Annotated in this window: 14 protein-coding genes, 16 tRNA genes and 1 rRNA gene; 29 read left to right on the top strand and 2 right to left on the bottom strand. The window is 52.2% G+C overall.

What is annotated here, in order from left to right:
* The first annotated feature begins 140 nt into the window (after window positions 1–140).
* From AB1S56_RS18620 to AB1S56_RS18540, 17 genes are all read left to right on the top strand, one after another.
* Window positions 141–3,183 (top strand): 23S ribosomal RNA (locus AB1S56_RS18620).
* A gap of 189 nt (window positions 3,184–3,372) precedes the next feature.
* Window positions 3,373–3,448, top strand: a tRNA-Asn gene (locus AB1S56_RS18615).
* A gap of 3 nt (window positions 3,449–3,451) precedes the next feature.
* Window positions 3,452–3,542 (top strand) — tRNA-Ser (locus tag AB1S56_RS18610).
* Between the two features lie 4 nt (window positions 3,543–3,546).
* A tRNA-Glu gene (locus AB1S56_RS18605) sits at window positions 3,547–3,621 on the top strand.
* Window positions 3,622–3,684: 63 nt separating this feature from the next.
* A tRNA-Val gene (locus tag AB1S56_RS18600) sits at window positions 3,685–3,760 on the top strand.
* 12 nt (window positions 3,761–3,772) lie between these two features.
* A tRNA-Met gene (locus AB1S56_RS18595) sits at window positions 3,773–3,849 on the top strand.
* Between the two features lie 34 nt (window positions 3,850–3,883).
* Window positions 3,884–3,960: transfer RNA gene (locus AB1S56_RS18590), tRNA-Asp, on the top strand.
* A 14-nt stretch (window positions 3,961–3,974) separates the two neighbouring features.
* Window positions 3,975–4,050 (top strand) — tRNA-Phe (locus tag AB1S56_RS18585).
* Window positions 4,051–4,063: 13 nt separating this feature from the next.
* Window positions 4,064–4,139: transfer RNA gene (locus AB1S56_RS18580), tRNA-Thr, on the top strand.
* 3 nt (window positions 4,140–4,142) lie between these two features.
* Window positions 4,143–4,226, top strand: a tRNA-Tyr gene (locus AB1S56_RS18575).
* 3 nt (window positions 4,227–4,229) lie between these two features.
* Window positions 4,230–4,303: transfer RNA gene (locus AB1S56_RS18570), tRNA-Trp, on the top strand.
* A gap of 25 nt (window positions 4,304–4,328) precedes the next feature.
* Window positions 4,329–4,404: transfer RNA gene (locus AB1S56_RS18565), tRNA-His, on the top strand.
* Window positions 4,405–4,432: 28 nt separating this feature from the next.
* A tRNA-Gln gene (locus tag AB1S56_RS18560) sits at window positions 4,433–4,507 on the top strand.
* A gap of 6 nt (window positions 4,508–4,513) precedes the next feature.
* A tRNA-Gly gene (locus tag AB1S56_RS18555) sits at window positions 4,514–4,588 on the top strand.
* 9 nt (window positions 4,589–4,597) lie between these two features.
* A tRNA-Cys gene (locus AB1S56_RS18550) sits at window positions 4,598–4,671 on the top strand.
* A 14-nt stretch (window positions 4,672–4,685) separates the two neighbouring features.
* A tRNA-Arg gene (locus tag AB1S56_RS18545) sits at window positions 4,686–4,762 on the top strand.
* Window positions 4,763–4,777: 15 nt separating this feature from the next.
* Window positions 4,778–4,859 (top strand) — tRNA-Leu (locus AB1S56_RS18540).
* A 96-nt stretch (window positions 4,860–4,955) separates the two neighbouring features.
* Here AB1S56_RS18540 and AB1S56_RS18535 read toward each other — a convergent pair.
* Window positions 4,956–6,668: a hypothetical protein gene (locus AB1S56_RS18535; protein WP_340868506.1), complete on the bottom strand. Its 1,713-nt coding sequence runs from the start codon at window positions 6,666–6,668 to the stop codon at window positions 4,956–4,958.
* Window positions 6,669–6,838: 170 nt separating this feature from the next.
* Here AB1S56_RS18535 and AB1S56_RS18530 point away from each other — a divergent pair, with 170 nt between their 5' ends.
* The 7 genes from AB1S56_RS18530 to AB1S56_RS18500 all read left to right on the top strand — a co-directional run bounded on the left by AB1S56_RS18530 (window position 6,839) and on the right by AB1S56_RS18500 (window position 16,344).
* A complete protein-coding gene (locus AB1S56_RS18530) occupies window positions 6,839–7,612 on the top strand; it encodes an AraC family transcriptional regulator (RefSeq protein WP_340868504.1) in 774 nt (257 codons plus the stop codon).
* A gap of 78 nt (window positions 7,613–7,690) precedes the next feature.
* Complete coding sequence (locus tag AB1S56_RS18525) at window positions 7,691–9,460, top strand: histidine kinase (protein WP_340868502.1); 1,770 nt, start codon at window positions 7,691–7,693, stop codon at window positions 9,458–9,460.
* Entirely contained in the window at window positions 9,460–11,076 is a 1,617-nt protein-coding gene (locus AB1S56_RS18520; RefSeq protein ID WP_340868501.1) for a helix-turn-helix domain-containing protein, read from the top strand. Before AB1S56_RS18525 ends, AB1S56_RS18520 begins: the two co-directional genes overlap by 1 nt.
* A 114-nt stretch (window positions 11,077–11,190) precedes the next feature.
* Window positions 11,191–12,105: an ABC transporter permease subunit gene (locus AB1S56_RS18515; protein ID WP_340868500.1), complete on the top strand. Its 915-nt coding sequence runs from the start codon at window positions 11,191–11,193 to the stop codon at window positions 12,103–12,105.
* Between the two features lie 20 nt (window positions 12,106–12,125).
* On the top strand, window positions 12,126–13,055 hold the full coding sequence (locus AB1S56_RS18510) for a carbohydrate ABC transporter permease (protein ID WP_340868499.1): 930 nt from the start codon (window positions 12,126–12,128) through the stop codon (window positions 13,053–13,055).
* 74 nt (window positions 13,056–13,129) lie between these two features.
* Window positions 13,130–14,662 (top strand): ABC transporter substrate-binding protein, encoded by a 1,533-nt coding sequence (locus AB1S56_RS18505; RefSeq protein ID WP_340868497.1) that lies wholly within the window; start codon window positions 13,130–13,132, stop codon window positions 14,660–14,662.
* Window positions 14,663–14,823: 161 nt separating this feature from the next.
* On the top strand, window positions 14,824–16,344 hold the full coding sequence (locus AB1S56_RS18500) for an ABC transporter substrate-binding protein (protein ID WP_340868496.1): 1,521 nt from the start codon (window positions 14,824–14,826) through the stop codon (window positions 16,342–16,344).
* Window positions 16,345–16,413: 69 nt separating this feature from the next.
* Here AB1S56_RS18500 and AB1S56_RS18495 read toward each other — a convergent pair whose 3' ends face one another.
* Window positions 16,414–16,989, bottom strand: coding sequence for a C40 family peptidase (locus tag AB1S56_RS18495; RefSeq protein ID WP_340868494.1), 576 nt, complete (start codon window positions 16,987–16,989; stop codon window positions 16,414–16,416).
* 262 nt (window positions 16,990–17,251) lie between these two features.
* On the opposite strand from AB1S56_RS18495, the gene AB1S56_RS18490 reads away from it, so the two are divergent.
* The 5 genes from AB1S56_RS18490 to AB1S56_RS18470 all read left to right on the top strand — a co-directional run bounded on the left by AB1S56_RS18490 (window position 17,252) and on the right by AB1S56_RS18470 (window position 20,534).
* Window positions 17,252–17,545 carry a hypothetical protein gene (locus AB1S56_RS18490; RefSeq protein ID WP_340868492.1) on the top strand — a complete coding sequence of 98 codons (294 nt, stop codon included), beginning with the start codon at window positions 17,252–17,254 and terminating at the stop codon, window positions 17,543–17,545.
* Window positions 17,546–17,563: 18 nt separating this feature from the next.
* The gene (locus AB1S56_RS18485) at window positions 17,564–18,244 is read left to right on the top strand and encodes a PspA/IM30 family protein (RefSeq protein WP_340868491.1); all 681 of its coding nucleotides are present in this window, start codon (window positions 17,564–17,566) and stop codon (window positions 18,242–18,244) included.
* Window positions 18,241–18,687 (top strand): PspC domain-containing protein, encoded by a 447-nt coding sequence (locus tag AB1S56_RS18480; RefSeq protein ID WP_340868490.1) that lies wholly within the window; start codon window positions 18,241–18,243, stop codon window positions 18,685–18,687. Before AB1S56_RS18485 ends, AB1S56_RS18480 begins: the two co-directional genes overlap by 4 nt.
* Before the next feature lie 4 nt (window positions 18,688–18,691).
* Window positions 18,692–19,396, top strand: a complete 705-nt coding sequence (locus tag AB1S56_RS18475; RefSeq protein ID WP_340868489.1) for a PspA/IM30 family protein — start codon at window positions 18,692–18,694, stop codon at window positions 19,394–19,396.
* 118 nt (window positions 19,397–19,514) lie between these two features.
* A complete protein-coding gene (locus AB1S56_RS18470; RefSeq protein WP_340868537.1) occupies window positions 19,515–20,534 on the top strand; it encodes a sensor histidine kinase in 1,020 nt (339 codons plus the stop codon).
* Window positions 20,535–20,552: the final 18 nt, after the last annotated feature.

Raw genomic sequence — 20,552 nt, 5'->3', positions numbered from 1 at the left:
AAGCGAGCCAAGCCGTTGCGTTAGCGAAAGTTGTTTCGAGTTGAAGGCGACTTTTGCGGACGTTATTTCCCTCATTCCCAAGCGGGGCGGGGACGAAATAATGCCGGAACGGCGACTCAACCGAAATCAACTGTAGCGCAGGTTAAGCTAATAAGAGCGCACGGAGGATGCCTAGGCACCAGGAGCCGAAGAAGGACGTGGCGAACAACGATACCGCCTCGGGGAGCCGTAAGCAGGCTTTGATCCGGGGATTTCCGAATGGGGAAACCCAGCTGGGGTAATGCCCAGTTACTCTTGACTGAATACATAGGTCAGGTAGAGGCATACCGGGGGAACTGAAACATCTAAGTACCCCGAGGAAGAGAAAACAAAAGTGATTCCGTCAGTAGCGGCGAGCGAACGCGGATTAGCCCAAACCAAGGAGCTTGCTCCTTGGGGTTGTAGGACGTCTCACATGGAGTTACAAAGGTGTTGGTTAGGCGAAGAGGTCTGGAAAGGCCCGCTAAAAGAGGTAAAAGCCCTGTAACCAAAAGCCAGCACCCTCCGAGACGGATCCTGAGTACGGCGGGACACGTGAAACCCCGTCGGAATCCGGCAGGACCATCTGCCAAGGCTAAATACTCCCTGGTGACCGATAGTGAAGCAGTACCGTGAGGGAAAGGTGAAAAGCACCGCGGGAGCGGAGTGAAAAAGAACCTGAAACCGTGCGCTTACAAGAAGTCAGAGCCCGATTAATGGGTGATGGCGTGCCTTTTGTAGAATGAACCGGCGAGTTACGATCACGTGCAAGGTTAAGGTGGAAAGCCGGAGCCGCAGCGAAAGCGAGTCTGAATAGGGCGCCATAGTACGTGGTCGTAGACCCGAAACCGTGTGATCTACCCCTGTCCAGGGTGAAGGTGCGGTAACACGCACTGGAGGCCCGAACCCACGAATGTTGAAAAATTCGGGGATGAGGTGGGGGTAGCGGAGAAATTCCAATCGAACTCGGAGATAGCTGGTTCTCCCCGAAATAGCTTTAGGGCTAGCCTCGGTGATGAGTGTCGTGGAGGTAGAGCACTGATTGGGTGCGGGGCCCGCCAAGGGTTACCAAGTCTAGTCAAACTCCGAATGCCATAGACATGCTTACCGGGAGTCAGACAGTGAGTGCTAAGATCCATTGTCAAGAGGGAAACAGCCCAGATCATCAGCTAAGGTCCCCAAGTGTGTGTTAAGTGGGAAAGGATGTGGAGTTGCACAGACAACCAGGATGTTGGCTTAGAAGCAGCCACCATTTAAAGAGTGCGTAATAGCTCACTGGTCGAGTGACTCTGCGCCGAAAATGTAACGGGGCTAAACACACCACCGAAGCTATGGCATGTCGCAGCTTTCACTTTGTTCTGGTTAGAGACGGGACATTAGTCAGAATCAACCGCTTAGGTTGTTCAAGATTCTGACCAAATGCCCCAGGCTAAACCACACCAGATTGAAGTGAAGGCTGCGACTTGGGTAGGGGAGCGTTGAATGTAGGTTGAAGTCAGACCGTAAGGACTGGTGGACAGCATTCAAGTGAGAATGCCGGTATGAGTAACGAAAAGACAAGTGAGAATCTTGTCCGCCGAAAGCCTAAGGGTTCCTGAGGAAGGCTCGTCCACTCAGGGTAAGTCGGGACCTAACGCGAGGCCGAAAGGCGTAGTGGAAGGACAACAGGTTGATATTCCTGTACCACCGAAAATCGTTTGAGCGATGGGGTGACACAGAAGGGCAGTGACGCGGACTGATGGAATAGTCCGTCCAAGCAGTGAGGCTAGTTGGTAGGCAAATCCGCCAACTATAAGGCTGGGCTGTGATGGGGAGCGAAAATTGCAGTAGCGAAGGTCATGTACTCCGGCTGTCAAGAAAAGCCTCTAGTGAGATCAAGGTGCCCGTACCGCAAACCGACACAGGTAGGCGAGCAGAGCATGCTAAGGCGCGCGGAAGAACTCTCGTTAAGGAACTCGGCAAAATGACCCCGTAACTTCGGGAGAAGGGGTGCCTCGGTAGGGTGAATAGCCCGAGGGGGCCGCAGTGAAAAGGCCCAAGCGACTGTTTAGCAAAAACACAGGTCTGTGCGAAGCCGTAAGGCGAAGTATACGGGCTGACGCCTGCCCGGTGCTGGAAGGTTAAGGGGAGCGGTTAGGGGTAACCCGAAGCTGTGAACCGAAGCCCCAGTAAACGGCGGCCGTAACTATAACGGTCCTAAGGTAGCGAAATTCCTTGTCAGGTAAATTCTGACCCGCACGAATGGCGTAACGACTTGGGCGCTGTCTCAACGAGAGATCCGGTGAAATTTTAATACCTGTGAAGATGCAGGTTACCCGCGACAAGACGGAAAGACCCCATGGAGCTTTACTGCAGCTTGATATTGGACTTTGGTACGATCTGTACAGGATAGGTGGGAGCCTATGAAGCCGGAGCGCCAGCTTCGGTGGAGGCGTCCTTGGGATACCACCCTGATCGTATCGGAGTTCTAACCTGGTACCGTGAAGCCGGTACAGGGACCGTGTCAGGCGGGCAGTTTGACTGGGGCGGTCGCCTCCTAAAATGTAACGGAGGCGCCCAAAGGTTCCCTCAGAATGGTTGGAAATCATTCGAAGAGTGCAAAGGCATAAGGGAGCTTGACTGCGAGACCTACAAGTCGAGCAGGGACGAAAGTCGGGCTTAGTGATCCGGTGGTACCGCATGGAAGGGCCATCGCTCAACGGATAAAAGCTACCCTGGGGATAACAGGCTTATCTCCCCCAAGAGTCCACATCGACGGGGAGGTTTGGCACCTCGATGTCGGCTCATCGCATCCTGGGGCTGAAGTAGGTCCCAAGGGTTGGGCTGTTCGCCCATTAAAGCGGTACGCGAGCTGGGTTCAGAACGTCGTGAGACAGTTCGGTCCCTATCTGTCGCGGGCGTAGGAAATTTGAGAGGAGCTGTCCTTAGTACGAGAGGACCGGGATGGACGTACCGCTGGTGTACCAGTTGTTCCGCCAGGAGCACCGCTGGGTAGCCAAGTACGGACGGGATAAGCGCTGAAAGCATCTAAGCGTGAAGCCCCCCTCAAGATGAGATTTCCCAATTTAGTAAGACCCCTTGAAGACGACGAGGTTGATAGGTTCGGGGTGGAAGCACGGCAACGTGTGCAGCTGACGAATACTAATCGGTCGAGGGCTTATCCTAAAAGTACCCCACAAAGTGAAGCGTAGGCTTCGAGGAGTAATCCGATTACTTTGCGGGGGCCCCAAAAAGGCTTCAGCTAAAAAAGTTCAGCAAACTTTCGTATCCAGTTTTCAGGGCGCAAGCCTTGAGAAGCATTGAAGCGTATGTTCAGGAGCAGCTCTTGAAGCTGTTCATCGAAAAACGCGATATTCCCTGATAGCTCAGTTGGTAGAGCACTCGACTGTTAATCGAGTTGTCACAGGTTCGAGTCCTGTTCGGGGAGCCATACAGAGAGGTGTCCGAGTGGTCGAAGGAGCACGATTGGAAATCGTGTATACGTTAACCGCGTATCGAGGGTTCGAATCCCTTCCTCTCTGCCAGTAAGGCCCGTTGGTCAAGGGGTTAAGACACCTCCCTTTCACGGAGGTAACAGGGGTTCGAATCCCCTACGGGTCACCAACTTTATTAAAAAATGACTTGCATTCATATAACCTAGTGTGTTATGATATAAAAGTCGCTCATGGAGGATTAGCTCAGCTGGGAGAGCATCTGCCTTACAAGCAGAGGGTCGGCGGTTCGATCCCGTCATCCTCCACCATTCAAATAACGACGCGGGGTGGAGCAGCTCGGTAGCTCGTCGGGCTCATAACCCGAAGGCCGCAGGTTCAAATCCTGCCCCCGCAACCAATTACCTTCGGAGTCATCCGGGTAGTTATAATGTGGAGCTGTGGTGTAGAGGCCTAACATGCCTGCCTGTCACGCAGGAGACCGCGGGTTCGAATCCCGTCAGCTCCGCCATTATTACGTCATTAGGCTCGGTAGCTCAGTTGGTAGAGCAGAGGACTGAAAATCCTCGTGTCGGCGGTTCGATTCCGTCCCGAGCCACCATTCAAGTTAATATGCCGCTGTAGCTCAACTGGTAGAGCAACTGACTTGTAATCAGTAGGTTGGGGGTTCAAGTCCTCTCGGCGGCACCATTTGGAGGATTAGCGAAGTGGCCAAACGCGGGAGACTGTAAATCTCTTCCTTCGGGTTCGGTGGTTCGAATCCATCATCCTCCACCATTTAGGGGCATAGTTTAAAGGTAGAACAAAGGTCTCCAAAACCTTTGGTGTGGGTTCGATTCCTGCTGCCCCTGCCAGATAATCTCTAAAGTGTGTCATATGGCGGTCGTGGCGAAGGGGTTAACGCACCGGATTGTGGCTCCGGCACTCGTGGGTTCAAGTCCCATCGATCGCCCCATTACAACACACAAATTGAAACATATTGTTGGGGATTAGCCAAGCGGTAAGGCAACGGACTTTGACTCCGTCACGCCTAGGTTCGAATCCTAGATCCCCAGCCATTATTCGCGGAAGTGGCTCAGCGGTAGAGCATCGCCTTGCCAAGGCGAGGGTCGCGGGTTCGATTCCCGTCTTCCGCTCCATTTATTTACGGCGCCATAGCCAAGTGGTAAGGCAGAGCTCTGCAAAAGCTTTACCCCCAGTTCGAGTCTGGGTGGCGCCTCCACAATTCCATAGTGTGCGGCCTTAGCTCAGCTGGATAGAGCGTTTGACTACGAATCAAAAGGTCAGGAGTTCGAATCTCTTAGGCCGCGCCATCTTTTTGAATAATTGCCGGTGTGGCGGAATGGCAGACGCGCGCGACTCAAAATCGTGAGGGAAACCGTGGAGGTTCGAGTCCTCTCACCGGCACCAACTATGAAATCAAGCTCTTGGGATTCCTATCCTAAGAGCTTTTGTTTTGTGTCTTTTAATTTGTATTGTGTCTGTTATCTAGTCCATGCTTCTTGGTTACCGCAGCTCCTGCAGCTGAAAATGTAATTGGGCCATCGACCCGCTGGCCCGTACGATTGCCAATCCGTATTCCCCGTTGCGATTGCCGTATGGAGTAAGATCCAGCTCCAGATTGCCGCAGAATGCTACTCGATATTCATAAGCGCCCAGCCTTACGCTAATGGAATGCTCATTGTGGCTAATGGTCGTAATCTCCTGTCCATTAGTCAGCAGTACAGGGAAACGAACGTAAATATCTTGCTCCGATGGGGTGTCCAGGCGCGACGTCCATTTGAGTCCCTGATGGCATAACTCATAATCCTCGACAAGCTTTCCGTCAAATCCTAATGCGGATCCTTCGTATTTCAAGGTAAATCGCACCAAGTCGGTTCGCTCTTCATGTACAATCAGTTCATGAGCGAGATCATCCCCACATTGGGATAGATAACGAATATCTCCCTGATCAGTCTTCCAGCCGGCTGATATAGAAGCGGCTATTCTTGCAACGCCATCCTTAAGGAGGCATCCAGCGCCAGCAGATAGCGGCACGGACAAGGCCAGCTCTGTTGGAACCCCGGCTCTATGCAGTCGTCCCAGTCCTGTTGAATCATAAGTGGGATTGCCAGAAGTATCGATTTGTAACGAATAGCCACCGGCATTGGCGTATATGAACCCAAAATGATTGTCTACTTTCTTTATATAACCGCCTGTTTCCGCAGGACAGACGCACTCGGGGATCGAATCATCGGCGAACCAGTAACCGATACAGAGAAAGGCGCCGAGCGTTATCATATATTTTTCGTAAAATCCATAGCTCTCCGTTCCGTAATTCAGCTCGATAGGATACATATTCTTAATATGCCGCGGGGGAGTTGCATACAGCCACCGCATAACGGATTGTACCGCCAAATGCGCACTCCGTTTAAAGGCTCCGGCAAGCTCCAGCTCACCTAGCTGCTTATAACGCGATGCTTCATACTCAGCGTTGGCTGCAATCAGTATCTCATTAAACAGGAATTGATTACTTCTGCCTCCATAAGGAAGTTGGAAGGCAGCGGATTGTGTATATAAGCTCATGATTCCGGCATTGCGCAGATGATCATCCAATCTGTCTGCGTATTCGCCTTCATATGCGAACCCCATCATGAGCTGCAGCTGGCAGCGTGTTGTCAGATCATAAAGAATGGGACAGCCCGGATCCATGTACATGCCATCCATGTTGAAGCGGAGCAGCTGCAGGGGCCAGTGCTTGGAGAAATATGCAGTTGTATCCGTTAAGCCTTCCGTTTCTCTCAAAAATTCTCCAACCATATTGTAAACATTAATATTGTGCAGCTTATTTGTGTCCTCTGTGCGCCTCAGCACGGAGCCAAAGTGGACATATGGATCTACTTGACGAAGATAAGAAAACCACGCTTTCTCCTGCTGGCTTGAATAATTCCCCTTCATGAGCTTTAACGAAAACATGATTTCCTTGATCGAGAAGTCAGCGATCATATTCTCCCGTAATGTAATTATCTCTTGGCAGCATTCTGTCATCATATCGTTCCATAATGAAAGAAGCTCTTGTTTTCTGCCTGCAGCGATTAGACAGCTTAGAACTGTCATTAGCCGGGAGTAAACTTGTAGATCTAACTTATCTCTCTGTTGGATACGCTCCAAGCTGTAAGCATCAAAGCTCATTTCCATCATATCCAAATACGTTTCCTTCGTAATGCCAGTCGAGATCATACCTTGATTCCTCCTATGAGATGAATAATATATGGATTTTGTTTAGTTTAACATTCTCTTTATTTAAAGGTCGATTGACGATTTATCGTTTTATCTTAACAATATTTTGTTTTTCAATTAAAATAACGATAAACTCCCCATTTTGCTTTCTATGAAGGAGACGCAGAAATATGCTTAAAGTTCACGGTGTTATGCAGCTGCAAGGTCATTCAACTTGGTCGCATCGAGTTATGGTTCAACCCTATGACCTGCTGCTTCTGATTACTGCCGGCAAGCTTGTCTATCAATGTAATGACGACATTTATCCACTTGAAAAAGGACAAATTGTATATATCCCCAAAGGAACAAGCCGTATTGGAATCCATAACGGTATGGCCCATGAAAAGTGGGTGCTGCGATTTATATGTCAAGGGGTGGAGGATGAGCTGAGCATGCTGGCTGGACAGGAGACTATTGTTCTTCGTACAGGTCGTTACTATGAAATGGAGCAATTGTTCTCAAAGCTCAACCGATATTGGAATGAAAAAGATCCTTGCTTTGAAACCTTGTGCCAGGCAATTGCAGTAGAAATGCTGGCGCTTGCCAACAGGGAAATCATATTCGAGGGTAGATCAGCCGAGGCTGGAAAATGGGGGTACTTGCAACAGACTTTCCATTACATTAAAGAAAATTACCGTTCATCTCTATCTATCGAGGAGCTCGCTGAACAGGTGAAAAAAAACAAATCATATCTCATTACAGCGTACAAAAAAAAGTATGGGTATACACCTCTGGAGCATATGCACAAAATTCGTATATCAAAGGGGGAGGAGCTGCTGCAGAACTCTACCCTCACTGTTGAAGCCATCGCCGCTCGACTCGGCTACTGTGACGCGTCTTACTTCTATCGGAAGTTCAAGAAAGAGACGGGCCTCTCCCCGTCCGCTTACAGGATGCAGGTATGATAACCTGCCAGCAAAGAGGATATTTCATCATAACGTGGAATGTCTAATGAGGTTCTACTGCAAGAATGGAGGTGCATCATGAAATTTCAGTTTTCGATTCGAACCATTCTGATCGTTGGTTTTCTATCCGTCATTGTGCCCACCTTTGTATTTATGATGCTGAACCACTTCTATTCCAGGGACATTGTTCGCGTGAAGGTGGCCGAGACTTATCGTAACACGCTGGATTTGTTTGTAGGACAGACCGATGATAATCTCGATGAGATTACGAATTACTTGACTAATATGGCGATTCTGGACGTTGATGTCGGCATGCTAATGTCATTCCCCATCAACAGCGATTTGTATACGCTTACAAAAATTCGTATTGATACGAAGCTGAAGCGAGACGTAGATGTATACAGTGTAATCGACAGCGTATTTGTTTATCATCAGCATGACATCATCTTGGGCACAAATAGCGATTACAGCGATGCAAAAGCGATAATTGAGACGCATATGAAGGACCGAACGGTTGAAAAAAACGACTTCACGGGAGATCGGTATCGCAAATGGGAGGTTCGCTTCGATCAGCGTATGCCGGGGCAGTTTTTTCTGCTGAACAGCATCGAGGTATCAAACGGCATGCACGTGGGAGCGGTTATTCGCGTAATCGACGTGAATGAAAGGCTGACGACCCAGTGGAATGATGGGGATATCGGCTATGCGGGCATTTGGCTGAGGGAGGGCGAGGAGCTGAAGGAGCTCCTCACTGAGGTCGATCCTCCGGTTCAGACCAAAGGAATGGCGATAACGAATGCCGCCTTTCAGACGTTGAAGAACGAGCGGAACGGCCAGTCCTTTCTTGTGATGAACCGTCCCAGCCGGCTGGTGGAATTCGCCTTCCAGGTGATAGTACCGGAGGAGGCGCTGCTTAAGGAGCTGATGTTTTTCCGCAATGTGGCGTTGTTCGCCCCGATTGGTCTCGTGCTTATCTTGTCCATGTATCTGATCATCATTCGAAGGACATTGTTCAAACCGCTGCAGGAGCTTATTGCAGGTATGAGGAAAATTTCGCACGGCTTGCTGGATGTAAGGCTGAAGCGAGGCAAAACCATCGAATTCGAATTTCTTGGCGATACGTTTAATAAGATGGCGGAGCAAATCAAAACGCTCAAGATTGACGTTTACGAGGAGCAGCTGCGTGTGAAGCAAGGCGAGCTCAGACAGCTGCAGGCGCAGATCAATCCTCATTTTTATATGAACAGCCTGAATATTATATATAACCTGGCGGCGCTGAATGATACGGAATCCGTCAAAAAAATGTCGCTGCACCTCGCGGATTACTTCCGCTTCATTATGCGTACGAATCGCGATACGATTACGCTTGGCGAGGAGCTTGCCCATATCAGCAACTATATAACGATTCAGCATATGCGGTTTCCAGGACGGCTTATATGCGAGGTGGAGGCGGATGCAGAGGTGCAGCAGATAGCGATTCCGGCCTTGACCCTGCAGCCTTTTGTGGAAAATGCCATTATTCATGGCTTCAAGAACCGAAGAAAGCCGCTGCATATCCATATTGCCGCCCATAGGATGGAGGATCCGGGTGGCAGCTCCACGCTTGCCCTGACCGTTACGGATAATGGCACAGGTTATCCGGAGGAGGTGCTGGATGGGCTTCGACGGAAGCAATTCAAGCCGCAAGAGGGGAGCTCCGGTCTCGGCATAATGAATGTCGTCGACCGACTGTCCATTCTATACGGAGACGCCGTTTCCATCGTCTTCTCCAATGTGGAGGAGGCCGGAGCGAGAGTGGAGCTGCTTATTCCGCTGCATCAGCAGCAATTGGCCAAGGAGTTGAGCTGATGATGTACCATCTGCTTATTGTAGATGACGAAGATATTGCGATTCGCGGCATCCGCCATGGGATCGATTGGTCGGATACTGAAATTGCGGAGCTGTTCGAAGCATACGATGCCGAAGAGGCCAAGGAAATTATGCTGCGGGAACGCATCGATATCGTGCTGTCGGATATTGATATGCCCAGCGAGAACGGGATCCAGCTGCTGCGATGGGTCAACGAGCATCGTCCGGATACGGTGACGCTGTTTCTTACCGGACATGCCGATTTCTCTTATGCGCAGCAGGCTGTGCATTTGGATTGCTTTGATTATTTGCTCAAGCCTATTGACCATGCAGAGCTGAAGAGCTGCATCGCCAAGGCAATCGGGAAGATCAAGGCCCAAAGGCAGACGCGGCTTATTGAGGATACCTACAGCCAATATGCCCAGCAATGGCGGTGTCAGCGCCCTGTGCTGGTGGAGAGGTTCTGGCAGGATTACATGCATTATCGCTTGCCTGCAAGCCCTGAGCGGCTGCAGCCTATTCTGGATATGTATGAGCTGCCGCTGGCAGCCAGCGGCTCCGTTCAGGCGGTGCTGGTGAGCATCGAGCAATGGCGGGAGCAATGGTCGGCGCGGGATGAGGAAATTATGACGTATGCGGTCAAAAATGCGGCGGAGGAGCTGCTGCTGGACGGCGGCGAGGGGGCTGTTGTACAGGAGCCTAATGGCATGCTTTACGTATTGCTTTACAATCCAACAGCAGCCTGCCAGGAGGCGATGAACACACGCTGCAAGACGTTTATACAGCAATGCCAGGCTGTGCTTCACTGCCAGCTGTCCTGCTATATCGCAAGCCCATCTACACTGCAGGAGCTGCGAAGCCGGCTGCATACCTTGATGGAGCTGGAGAAAAACAATGTCAGCCGCTGCGGCTCCGTATGGACGGATGACAAGGAGAGTAAGGCCGACGCAAGCTCATCCAGCCGCACCTCCTTCCAAGTGTCGGACTGGAGCCTGCTGCTGACTCTGGGCAAACGCACGGAGCTGGCTTATCGCATTGACGAATGCTTTGACCGAATGACGGAGCAGCAAACGGATTATACAGCGCTGGCTTCCTTCTATTTCGGCTTTATGCATATGCTGTTCGAATGGCTGCAGGAGCGCTCGCTCCATGTAACGGATGTATACCCCAAGGGTGAATGGGAGGAGGGCCAGCCGGCGCTGCGGTCTGTGGCCAAGCTGCGGGCGTGGACACATCGCATCTGCGCCATGACAGCCGCTTATTCCCTGGATAAGGGGAAAGGCGTCTCTCGGACGATAGAGAAGGTGCAGCGATATATGAAGGAGCATCTGCACGAGGATTTCAGCCGGGAAAAAGCGGCGGAGCATGTGTATCTGAACCCAGCGTATCTATCCCGGCTATTCAGGAAGGAGACGGGAGCTACGCTGACGGACTACTTGACGGAGCTGCGAATGGCCAAAGCCAGGGAGGAGCTGGCGTCAACGAACGAAAGGATCAGCGACATCGCTGGAGCTGTCGGTTACGCCAACTTCTCTCACTTCTCCCATGCCTTCAAGCGATTAACAGGCTTGACCCCGCAGGAATACCGGAAGCAGCACCAGCGTTTAACGATGTAAGTGTCGCCTGAAACACCCAAATATGTCACGACGCCGACAAGTCGGTCACTACGCCGACAGAGCTCGGCGTTTTTTTATTTTAAGATGGAATCAGCTGCAGAAAGGGGGAGAGATATGGCGACGCTACAGATTCTTCGGAAGTATTGGATGTTCTACGTCATGATGCTGCCGGCTATCGTCATCCTGCTCGTCAACAACTATATTCCGATGTTCGGCATCCTGATCGCGTTCAAAAATATTAATTACGCGGACGGTTTCCTGGGGAGCCCATGGTCCGGGCTGCGGAACTTCGAATACCTGTTCAAAACAAAGGACGCTTGGATCATTACGAGAAATACGCTGCTCTACAACGCGGGCTTCATTGCGCTCAACCTCATTGTCCCGCTGGCGTTCGCCATCATGCTGAATGAGATGCGCAGCCGCTTCATGGCGAAGCTGCATCAGACCATTATGTTTTTGCCGTATTTCTTGTCGATGGTGGTCATCAGCTATCTGGCGTTTGCCTTCATGAGCGATGAGCACGGATTTCTGAACAAGACGGTATTGCCGATGCTGGGCATGGAGCAAATCAAATGGTATTTCACCAAAGAAGTGTGGCCGTACGTGCTGCCGCTTGTGAATACCTGGAAGTGGGTCGGTTATTACACCGTCATCTATATGGCCGCGATTATTGGCATTGACGAGGAGTATTACGAAGCGGCAACCATCGATGGTGCGAGCAAGTGGAAGCAAATCACATCCATCACCATTCCACTTATTATGCCGGTTATCGTCATTATGACGCTTCTGCAGATCGGCCGCATCTTCAATGCCGATTTCGGCCTGTTCTTCCAGGTGCCTCGCGAATCCGGTGTGCTGTTCCCTGTCACCAATGTCATTGATACGTATGTATACCGCACCTTCCTGACAGTTGGCGATATCGGGCTGTCCTCAGCAGCCGGCCTGCTGCAATCCGTTGTCGGGTTCGCGCTGGTGTTCCTGTCGAATTGGGTCGTGCGGCGGATCAATAAGGACAACGCTTTATTCTAACATCCCGGGAGGTGGAGTCAGTGGAAGCACCCATGGCGCCAAGCGCATCCAATCCGAAGAACAAGCTGTCGAGGCCGGCGGCGCTCGCTATCCATTTATTTTTTGCGATGTATTCCTTGCTATGTATCATCCCCGTCCTCCTGATTGTGATGGTGTCCATCAGCGATGAAGCGACGGTTGTCAGGGAGGGCTATCAGTTCTTCCCTTCCGCGTTCAGTGTGGACGCTTACGCCTTTCTGTTCGAGGATGCGCGGCAAATTGTTCGATCATATGGCATATCGATTTTTGTTACGGTTACGGGTACGCTGCTCAGCTTGATCATTATGGCTTTGTACGCATATCCCATCTCAAGGAGCGACTTCCCGCATGCCAAGCCGTTTACGTTTTTTGTGTTCTTCACCATGCTGTTCGGCGGCGGGCTGGTTCCCTGGTATCTGGTTTATGTTCAAATGCTGGGGCTGAAGGACAACATATGGTCCCTCATTCTTCCATTGATGATTTCCGCGTTTTTTGTACTTATTATGCGCACCTTCTTCATCACTACCATTCCAACCGCGGTGCTGGAGTCGGCCAAGATCGACGGCGCGGGCGAGCTCGTCATATTTGCGCGAATTGTCCTTCCCCTATCGTTGCCGGTGCTGGCCACAGTGGCGCTGTTCCAGACGCTGACTTATTGGAACGACTGGTTCCTCAGTCTGGTGTTCATTACAAAGGACGCTAATATAACGGTGCAATATCTCATGTACAAAACCATGCTCAACATTCAGTTTCTTGCCAACAACAGCACCGCTGCCGCCGCCATTGCAGCTGCTGGAGGCACCTTCAAATTTCCAAGCGAGACGGTGCGGATGGCGATGGTTATCGTCGGGATCGGGCCAATCATATTTGCCTATCCCTTCTTCCAGAAGTATTTTGTCAAAGGGCTGACGGTCGGCGCGGTAAAGGGCTGATCCTTGCGAAGGCTTGAGCCGGCACAGCGCCGGATAAGCATAGTGTGTCTAATCTAATATCGGGAGGTCATTCCATGACAAAACAGAACAAATCGAAATGGGTAGCTCTGCTTGTCTTCACCATGATCGCGGCTTTGTTGGTAACCGCTTGCTCCGGCAATGGGGGAGGCGGTAATAAAGGCTCGGCCACAAAGAAGCCGGCATCGGCATCGGATGGCAAGTCCACAAGCGAGCTTAAGCCTCACAAGCTGACGCTGGTGTACCCAGGCTCGCCGCAAAAGGATGAAGCCGTTGTCGAGGAAGCGCTGAACAAGCTGCTGACGGAAAAAATCAATGCCACGATCGACCTTATGCCAATCGACTGGGGCGCGTGGGATGATAAGATCAACCTGATGATCGCGGGACGCGACGTGGTTGACATCATATTCACAGCGCAATGGAACGGGCATGCCAACAACGTGGCCAAAGGCGCATTTATCCCGCTGGGTGACTTGCTGGAGCAATACGGCCAAGGCATCAAGGAAGGGCTTGATCCCGCGTTCCTGGAAGGAGCTAAGATCAACGGCAAAAACTACGGCGTGCCGACCAACAAGGAGCTGGCTTCGGCGGGCGGTATCGTATACCGCAAGGATGTTGCGGATGAGCTTGGCATCGATATGAGCAAGGTGAAGGAGCCGAAGGATCTCGACGCTGTATACGCTGTTGTCAAGGAGAAGCGGCCGGATCTGGTGCCCCTCTATACAACAGGCGCTGTCTTCAACGCACATTACTTTGGCAACTATGACTTCTTGGGCGATTCCACCATTCCCGGCGCCATTCTGAAGGACGAAAGCGGCACCACGGTTATGCCTGTCGAGGATTCGGAGCGTTATAAGGCATTTCTCCAGCTGGCGCGCGGTTTCTACAACAAAGGTTATATCAACGCGGATGCAGCTACCACACAAGTCGCTTCGGCGGACGCTTGGAACGCGGGCAAGGTATTCTCCACCGTTGAGCCGATGAAGCCGGGCAAGGATGCCGAAATCGCCAGCGCTGCAGGCATACCGGGCAAGACGGCGCAAATTATTATGACGGAGAAAACGGTGGCGACTTCCGAGACGGCCGGCTCCATGCTGGGTATATCCTCTACGTCCACTAACCCTGAGCGGGCCATGATGTTTATCAATCTGCTGCATACGGACAAAGCCATTAACAACCTGCTGAACTTCGGCATCGAGGGCACACATTATACGAGAAACGGCGAAATCATATCGCCAACAGAGAAGACTGGCGATTATTCCCCAGGCTCCGCCTGGATGTTCGGCAGCCAGTTCTTGAATTACGTGTGGAACACGGAAGCGCCGGACAAATGGGAGCAGTTCAAGCAGTTCAACGAAGGCGCGATTTCCTCGCCCGCGCTTGGCTTTGTGTTCGACAGCGAACCGGTTAAATCCGAGGTCGGCGCGCTGGCCAACGTGATCCGTCAATTCCAGAAGGCAGTGGAAACAGGCAGCGTGGATCCGGAGCAAGGGCTGAAGGAGTATCGCCAGGCGCTCAAGGATGCGGGCATTGACAAGGTCATTGCAGAGAAACAGAAGCAATTCGACGCGTTTCTGGCCAGCAAATAAGCTATGAAAAGGAAAGCTTAAGAAGGATGGAGAGACCCTGAGCGGCACATGCTCAGGGTCTTCTTCATCGGCAGGCGGCCGGTAATTAATCTTGCAATTTGATCGGCAGCCTTTAGAATAGAAGTATCTGGATAATCCCCAATAGGATGGAGGAGTGGCTTGTGGCTCAGTGGCAATTGTTCCGCTTGACGCGCGGTTATCCATGGGTGCTGCTGGCCATTCTTCTTATAATGGGCGGCTGCGCTTCTTCGAACACAAATGAAAGCGCTTCTCGGGAAGGGACCGAGCAAGTCGGCAATGCGGATTCAGCTTACACGCTTAAATTGATCTATACGGGAGCTGCGCAGAAGGATGAGCTGGAAGTCGAAGCGGCTATGAACGACTATTTGCAAGGGAAGCTTGAAGCCCGAATCGACATGGTTCCCATCGATTGGGGGCAATGGGAGGACCGATTGAATTTGATGATCGCTTCAAGAGAGCGGATGGATATCATCTTCACGGCGCATTGGAACAAGCATGCGGTGAATGTGTCCAAAGGCGCGTTCCTGGAGCTGTCTCAGCTGCTGGAAGCTCACGGCAGAGGCATTCTGGAGACGCTTGACCCCCTCTTCCTGGCAGGCTCGAAGATCAACGGCGGCAACTATGGAGTGCCGACGAACAAGGAGCTTGCTGCGCAAGGCGGCATTATATATCGGGCCGATGTGGCCAGGGAGCTTGGCCTTGATATGGCGGCTGTGCATACGATAGCGGATTTAGGCGACATCTTTGCCCGCATCAAGCAAGCCAAGCCGGACATGATTCCCCTCTATATGAAGCAAGGGGAGACCTTCAACGCGCACTATATTGGCAATTACGACGCGCTTGGCGACACCTCTATCCCCGGCATGATTCTGAAGGATGGGAAGCACACCACGGTGCTTCCCAATTATGAGACGGAGCGGTATGTGGAGACGCTGCGCATTACGCGGGACTATTTCTTGAAGGGATATATGAATCAAGACGCCGTGACGAACCAAACGATGAATATGGATGCGCTGAGAGCAGGCAATGTATTCGCGATTACGGCATCGCTGAAGCCTGGCAAAGCTGAAGAAATCGCCATTTATACCGGACTTGTCGGCAAGCTGGCCCAGAAGGAGCTTAATGCCAAGACGATCTCCACGTCCGAGACAGCGGGCGCGATGCTGGGCATCTCCTCGACGTCCCAGCGGCCGGACTTGGCGATGGCCTTCATCAATATGCTGCACACGGATGCTTATCTCAATAATATGCTGAATTACGGAATAGAAGGCGTTCATTACGAGAAGGTAGAGGAAGGCATTATTCGCCAGACGGCGCGCACTTCCGACTATCATCCTGCGGCCAATTGGATGTTCGGCAATCAATTTCTGAATGCGGTGTGGGATACGGAAAATCCGGACAAATGGGACAGCTTCCAAGCCTTTAACGAAGGCGCCCACGTGTCGCCCGGACTTGGCTTTGTCTTCGACAGCACGCCCGTCAAATCGGAGGTGGCTGCCGTCGTGAGCGTGGATCGCCAATACTTAAACGCGCTGGATACGGGTTCAGTTGACATCGACCATGTGCTGCCGCAATATGTAGAGAAGCTGAAGGCCGCGGGCATCGAACGAATCATTGAAGAGAAGCAGCGTCAATTCGACGCTTACCTCCATAGCCGGTGAAGACAAAAAAAACGCCGCGGCCAAGCGAATGATTCGCTGTTGCCGCGGCGTTTGTCCGTATTTGCCAATCTAGAGAACGCTTCCGCCGAAAATCATACGGTACTCCCATTGCGTGCCTTTGACGCTGTCCACGCGTACGCCGCCGCTAGCCTTGGAGTACGTGTGCAGGATTTTGCCGTTGCCCAGATACAAGCCAACATGCGTCACCTTCTGCTTGGACTTGGTAATGTTCTTGTAGCTGGAAGCCTTCGAGCCTCTATAGGACATAAAGAAGACGAGATCGCCGCGCTTCAGGCTGGACCAGCTTGTTTTGACCGTGGAGCCTTTATATTTCTTCACCCATGCCGCCTGGGTAGCGGACGAGCCAGGGATTGTCACTCCCGCTGCTTGCTTGTAGATATGCTTAACGAAGTCAGAGCAGTCAAAGGTTTTGGTCGTGCTGCGGTTGGAGCCGAATTCATAAGGCGTGCCTCTGTATTTGGCTCCGAGCTTAATGGTCGCTTCGATCTTGGATGCCTTCGAGGTTGCTGCCGCCGCGTAGGCTTGTCCATCGTGATGCATATAAGAAGGAACGAGTCCTGTTGTCAATAATGCGGATGTTACGATACCAGCCACGATTGTTTTCTTGAGGATGTTTGTTTTCATGTTGTGTAAGCACCTCCCGGTTGATAGCTATACCTTAACATGGGCATATGGCGGATAGAACCCACAAAAACTGGGCACATACCCAATTTGGTAGCCTGGGACGGAGCGCCGACTCGACCAAGGTCTAGTTCAAAAACCGCCGAAGGTCCGTTTTAACAAGGGTTTGAACGATCTATACTAAGTACATAAGCAAGAGCCGTCACCGAACGGAAAATAAACAAAATGAGCATTTTCTAATAGAAGAAGGGAGTGAAAATGGGATATGAATGGAAAATCAGCATTAGGCGCACTGCTTATCGTGATAGGCGCGCTGGCCGTACTGAACATATTCAATATTAACCTGGGCTGGATCTTCGGCTTGCTGTTCCCGCTGATTCTGATTGGCTTCGGGGTAATGGGCTGGAGGAACGGCAAAAAAACGATCGGGGGCATATTGATTGCGGTGGGCTCCATCGCGCTGCTGGGCAAGCTGGGAGGCATCATCATGCTGCTGCTGGCAGTGGGGCTGATCGTATTCGGAGTATCGATGTTCAAGAAGGGCAGAAGCACCTATTAATGATGGGAGGACATATAGATGAGCATTGCCAAACGTATTCGCGACATTACGGTCGCAACCTTGAATGAGCGGCTGGAGAAAGCGGAGGATCCCGTACGCATGATCGATCAGTTTCTGTGGTCGACACGGGAAGAGATTATTGGGGCGGAGAAGCTTCATCAGCAATACGCGGCACACAGCAATCACCTGAGAGCGCAATGGCTGCAGGCGGAGGCCCAGAAGGAGCGCCGCGAGCAGCAAGCTATGACGGCGCTTAAGGCTGGCGAAGAGAGCCTGGCTCGAATCGCGCTGCACGAGAAGGCAAGCTGTGAAGAACGGTCCGCGCAATATCGCGAGCTGTACGAGCAGAGCAAGGGGAACACGCTGGAGCTGGAAGAGCAGCTAAGGGAGCTTAGAAGCGAATATCAGACGGTCTATGACAAACGCGAATATTATGCGGCTCGCATGGAATCGATTCGACTGCAGCAGCGTCTGAACAACAGATACCACGGCGGTGCAGGCGGCCCTCATCCCGGCTCGATGTTCCGCCAGATGGAAGACCGCATTCACGATATGGAGCAGGAAGCCAAAAGCTTGCGCGATGTTCGCCGTATGGGCAGAGAGCTTGGAGAGCAGGTCGGGAGCACGGTCAAATCGGCTGTGGAGCGCGAGCTGGAGGAGCTAAAACGTAAGTTGCAGAAGGAGGGCTGGTCCTCTTGAGAAAGCTGTATCGCTCTAGACGGGACAAAAAAATATTAGGTTTATGCGGCGGCTTAAGCGATATGCTAAATGTCGACGCCACGCTGCTCCGCATTCTGCTGATCGTCATTACTGTATTGACGAGCGGCACGGTCATCTTCATCTATATTATCGCTGGATTGGTTGTGCCGAAGGAGCCTCCGGTATACGGCGCATTCGGACCGTATGGCTATGGCGACGGACCAGGAAGCGGCTATGGGAGCAGCTATGGACACCAATCGGGTCATCAGGGCCCGTTCCAGCCGTTTCCTCCTAAGGGGAACGGTTGGGACCCGGGCTACCACAAATCGGAGCCTGCTGGATCGCAATTCGACAGCATGATGGACGACCTGGAGAAAAAAGCGCTGAGACGTGAAATCGAGGAATTGAAAGCCAAATTAGCGAAGCAAGAGAAGGGAGAATAATAGTATGGGAATCTTCAAAAGAATGAAGGATATGACAAAAGCATCGATGAACGAGGTGCTCGACAAGCTGGAGGATCCGGTTGTGATGCTGAATCAATATTTGCGCGATATGGAGTCGGAAATTCATGCCGCAGAGGTAACGGTTGCGAAGCAGATGGCGAACGAGCGTCGTATGAAGCAGCGTCTCGAGGACTCCACTCGTCACGCGGCTGATCGGGAATCCAAAGCGGAAGCTGCGCTTCGCGCCGGACAAGAGGAGCTGGCGCGCAAGCTGCTGGAGGAGAAGCTTTATTTTGACCAGAAGGTTGTCGAATATACAGATCTGCATGCCCAAGCGAAAGCGCATGCGGATGAACTGATGCAGCAGCTTCATGGCATGAAGGAGGAGTTCTACCAGCTGCGCAACAAGCGCAACGAGCTGGCCTCCCGAGCGCAGGTGGCGAAAGCCCAGAAGCAAATGGCGCAGCTAGGCGCTAACCACACGATCGACAGCGGCACCGCTTCCCGCGGCTTCTCCCGCATGGAAGAGAAGATTATGCAGCTGGAGGCGGAGGCGCAGGTGGCTCGCGGTCCTTACTCCTATAACGCAGGCGGCGCAGCACCCATCGGCGCGGCTGATATCGAAAAGCGTATGAAGGTGGATGAGCAGCTGGAGGCGATGAAGAGCAAGCTGAACGGCGCGTCGAGAGCAGGGGCGGATCAAGAGTAAGACTTATGCGCAAGCATGGAAGAGGCGGGCCGGGGAACGGTCTGCTCTTTCATGCGTTTTGCGGTGAAATGAAGGAATATTAGCACCTACATAAGGGAGCCGTTCATAGATGCAACCGATGCAAGCGGAGCAAGAGAGCAAGAACGCAGAGCAGCTGAAAGCGGCGCAAGCCAAGGCGGCCAGAAGACGCCACATGATCGAGACGTTTCTCTGGCTGCTCATCATTATTTGTCTGGTTATCATCCTGCTGCAGGGGCTGGATGTTATTGAGCTGTTCCTGCTGCAGGGCAAGTGGGCTGTCATCGGTCTGGGGGTTGTGGGAGCCGGGCTGGCGGCTGCGGCCATCAATGGCTATCTGCAAAATTCAAAGCTGAAGGCGGCAATTAGAAGGTTAAGCGAGCAGCAACAGCGAAAAAGAAGTTATCCCGTCACGCTGGATCTTGCTGGGGAGGATGAAGAAGCTGGGCTGGCCAGCCGTCAGGATGATCCGGGCTGGACGGAGAAGGTGAAGTTCACAGCGGTCATCGAGGAGCGCCAGCGGCTTGCCCGCGAGCTGCACGATGCTGTCAGCCAGCAGCTGTTCGCCATCTCCATGACGGCAACGGCTGTGAGCCGTACGATTGAACGGGACTGGGAGCGGGCGAAGCGGCAGGTTCAGCTGATTGAGGAGATGGCAGCCGTTGCGCAGTCGGAGATGCGGGCGCTGCTGCTGCATTTGAGACCGGTGCACCTGGAGGGGAAAAGCCTGGGGCAGGCGCTTGCCGCGCTTGTGGAGGAGCTGAAGCAGAAGGTGCCGATGAATATTGCGCTTGAGGTAGATGAATCGATTGTGCTGCTGCCCAAGGCGGAGGACCATCTGTTCCGGATCGCCCAAGAGGCGCTGTCCAATACGCTCCGGCATTCCAAAGCCGACAGTATGCGCATTCGTCTGTATCGATTGGACAACAACGTGCATATGACCCTGCAGGATAGCGGTATCGGCTTCGATCTGGAATCGAAGAAGGCCACCTCCTACGGTCTTCTGACCATGGAGGAGCGTGTGAACGAGCTGGGCGGTTCGCTCCGAATGCTGTCGCAGCCGGGCGACGGCACCACGATTCACTTGTGGGTCCCCATGGATGGCGGGCATTCCGTATAAGGAGAACGGCTCAAGTCG

The organism is Paenibacillus sp. PL2-23 (genome assembly GCF_040834005.1).
GTDB lineage: Bacteria > Bacillota > Bacilli > Paenibacillales > Paenibacillaceae > Pristimantibacillus.
The sequence above is the reverse complement of the archived record's forward strand: the minus strand, read 5'-3'. Positions and strand labels throughout refer to the sequence as shown.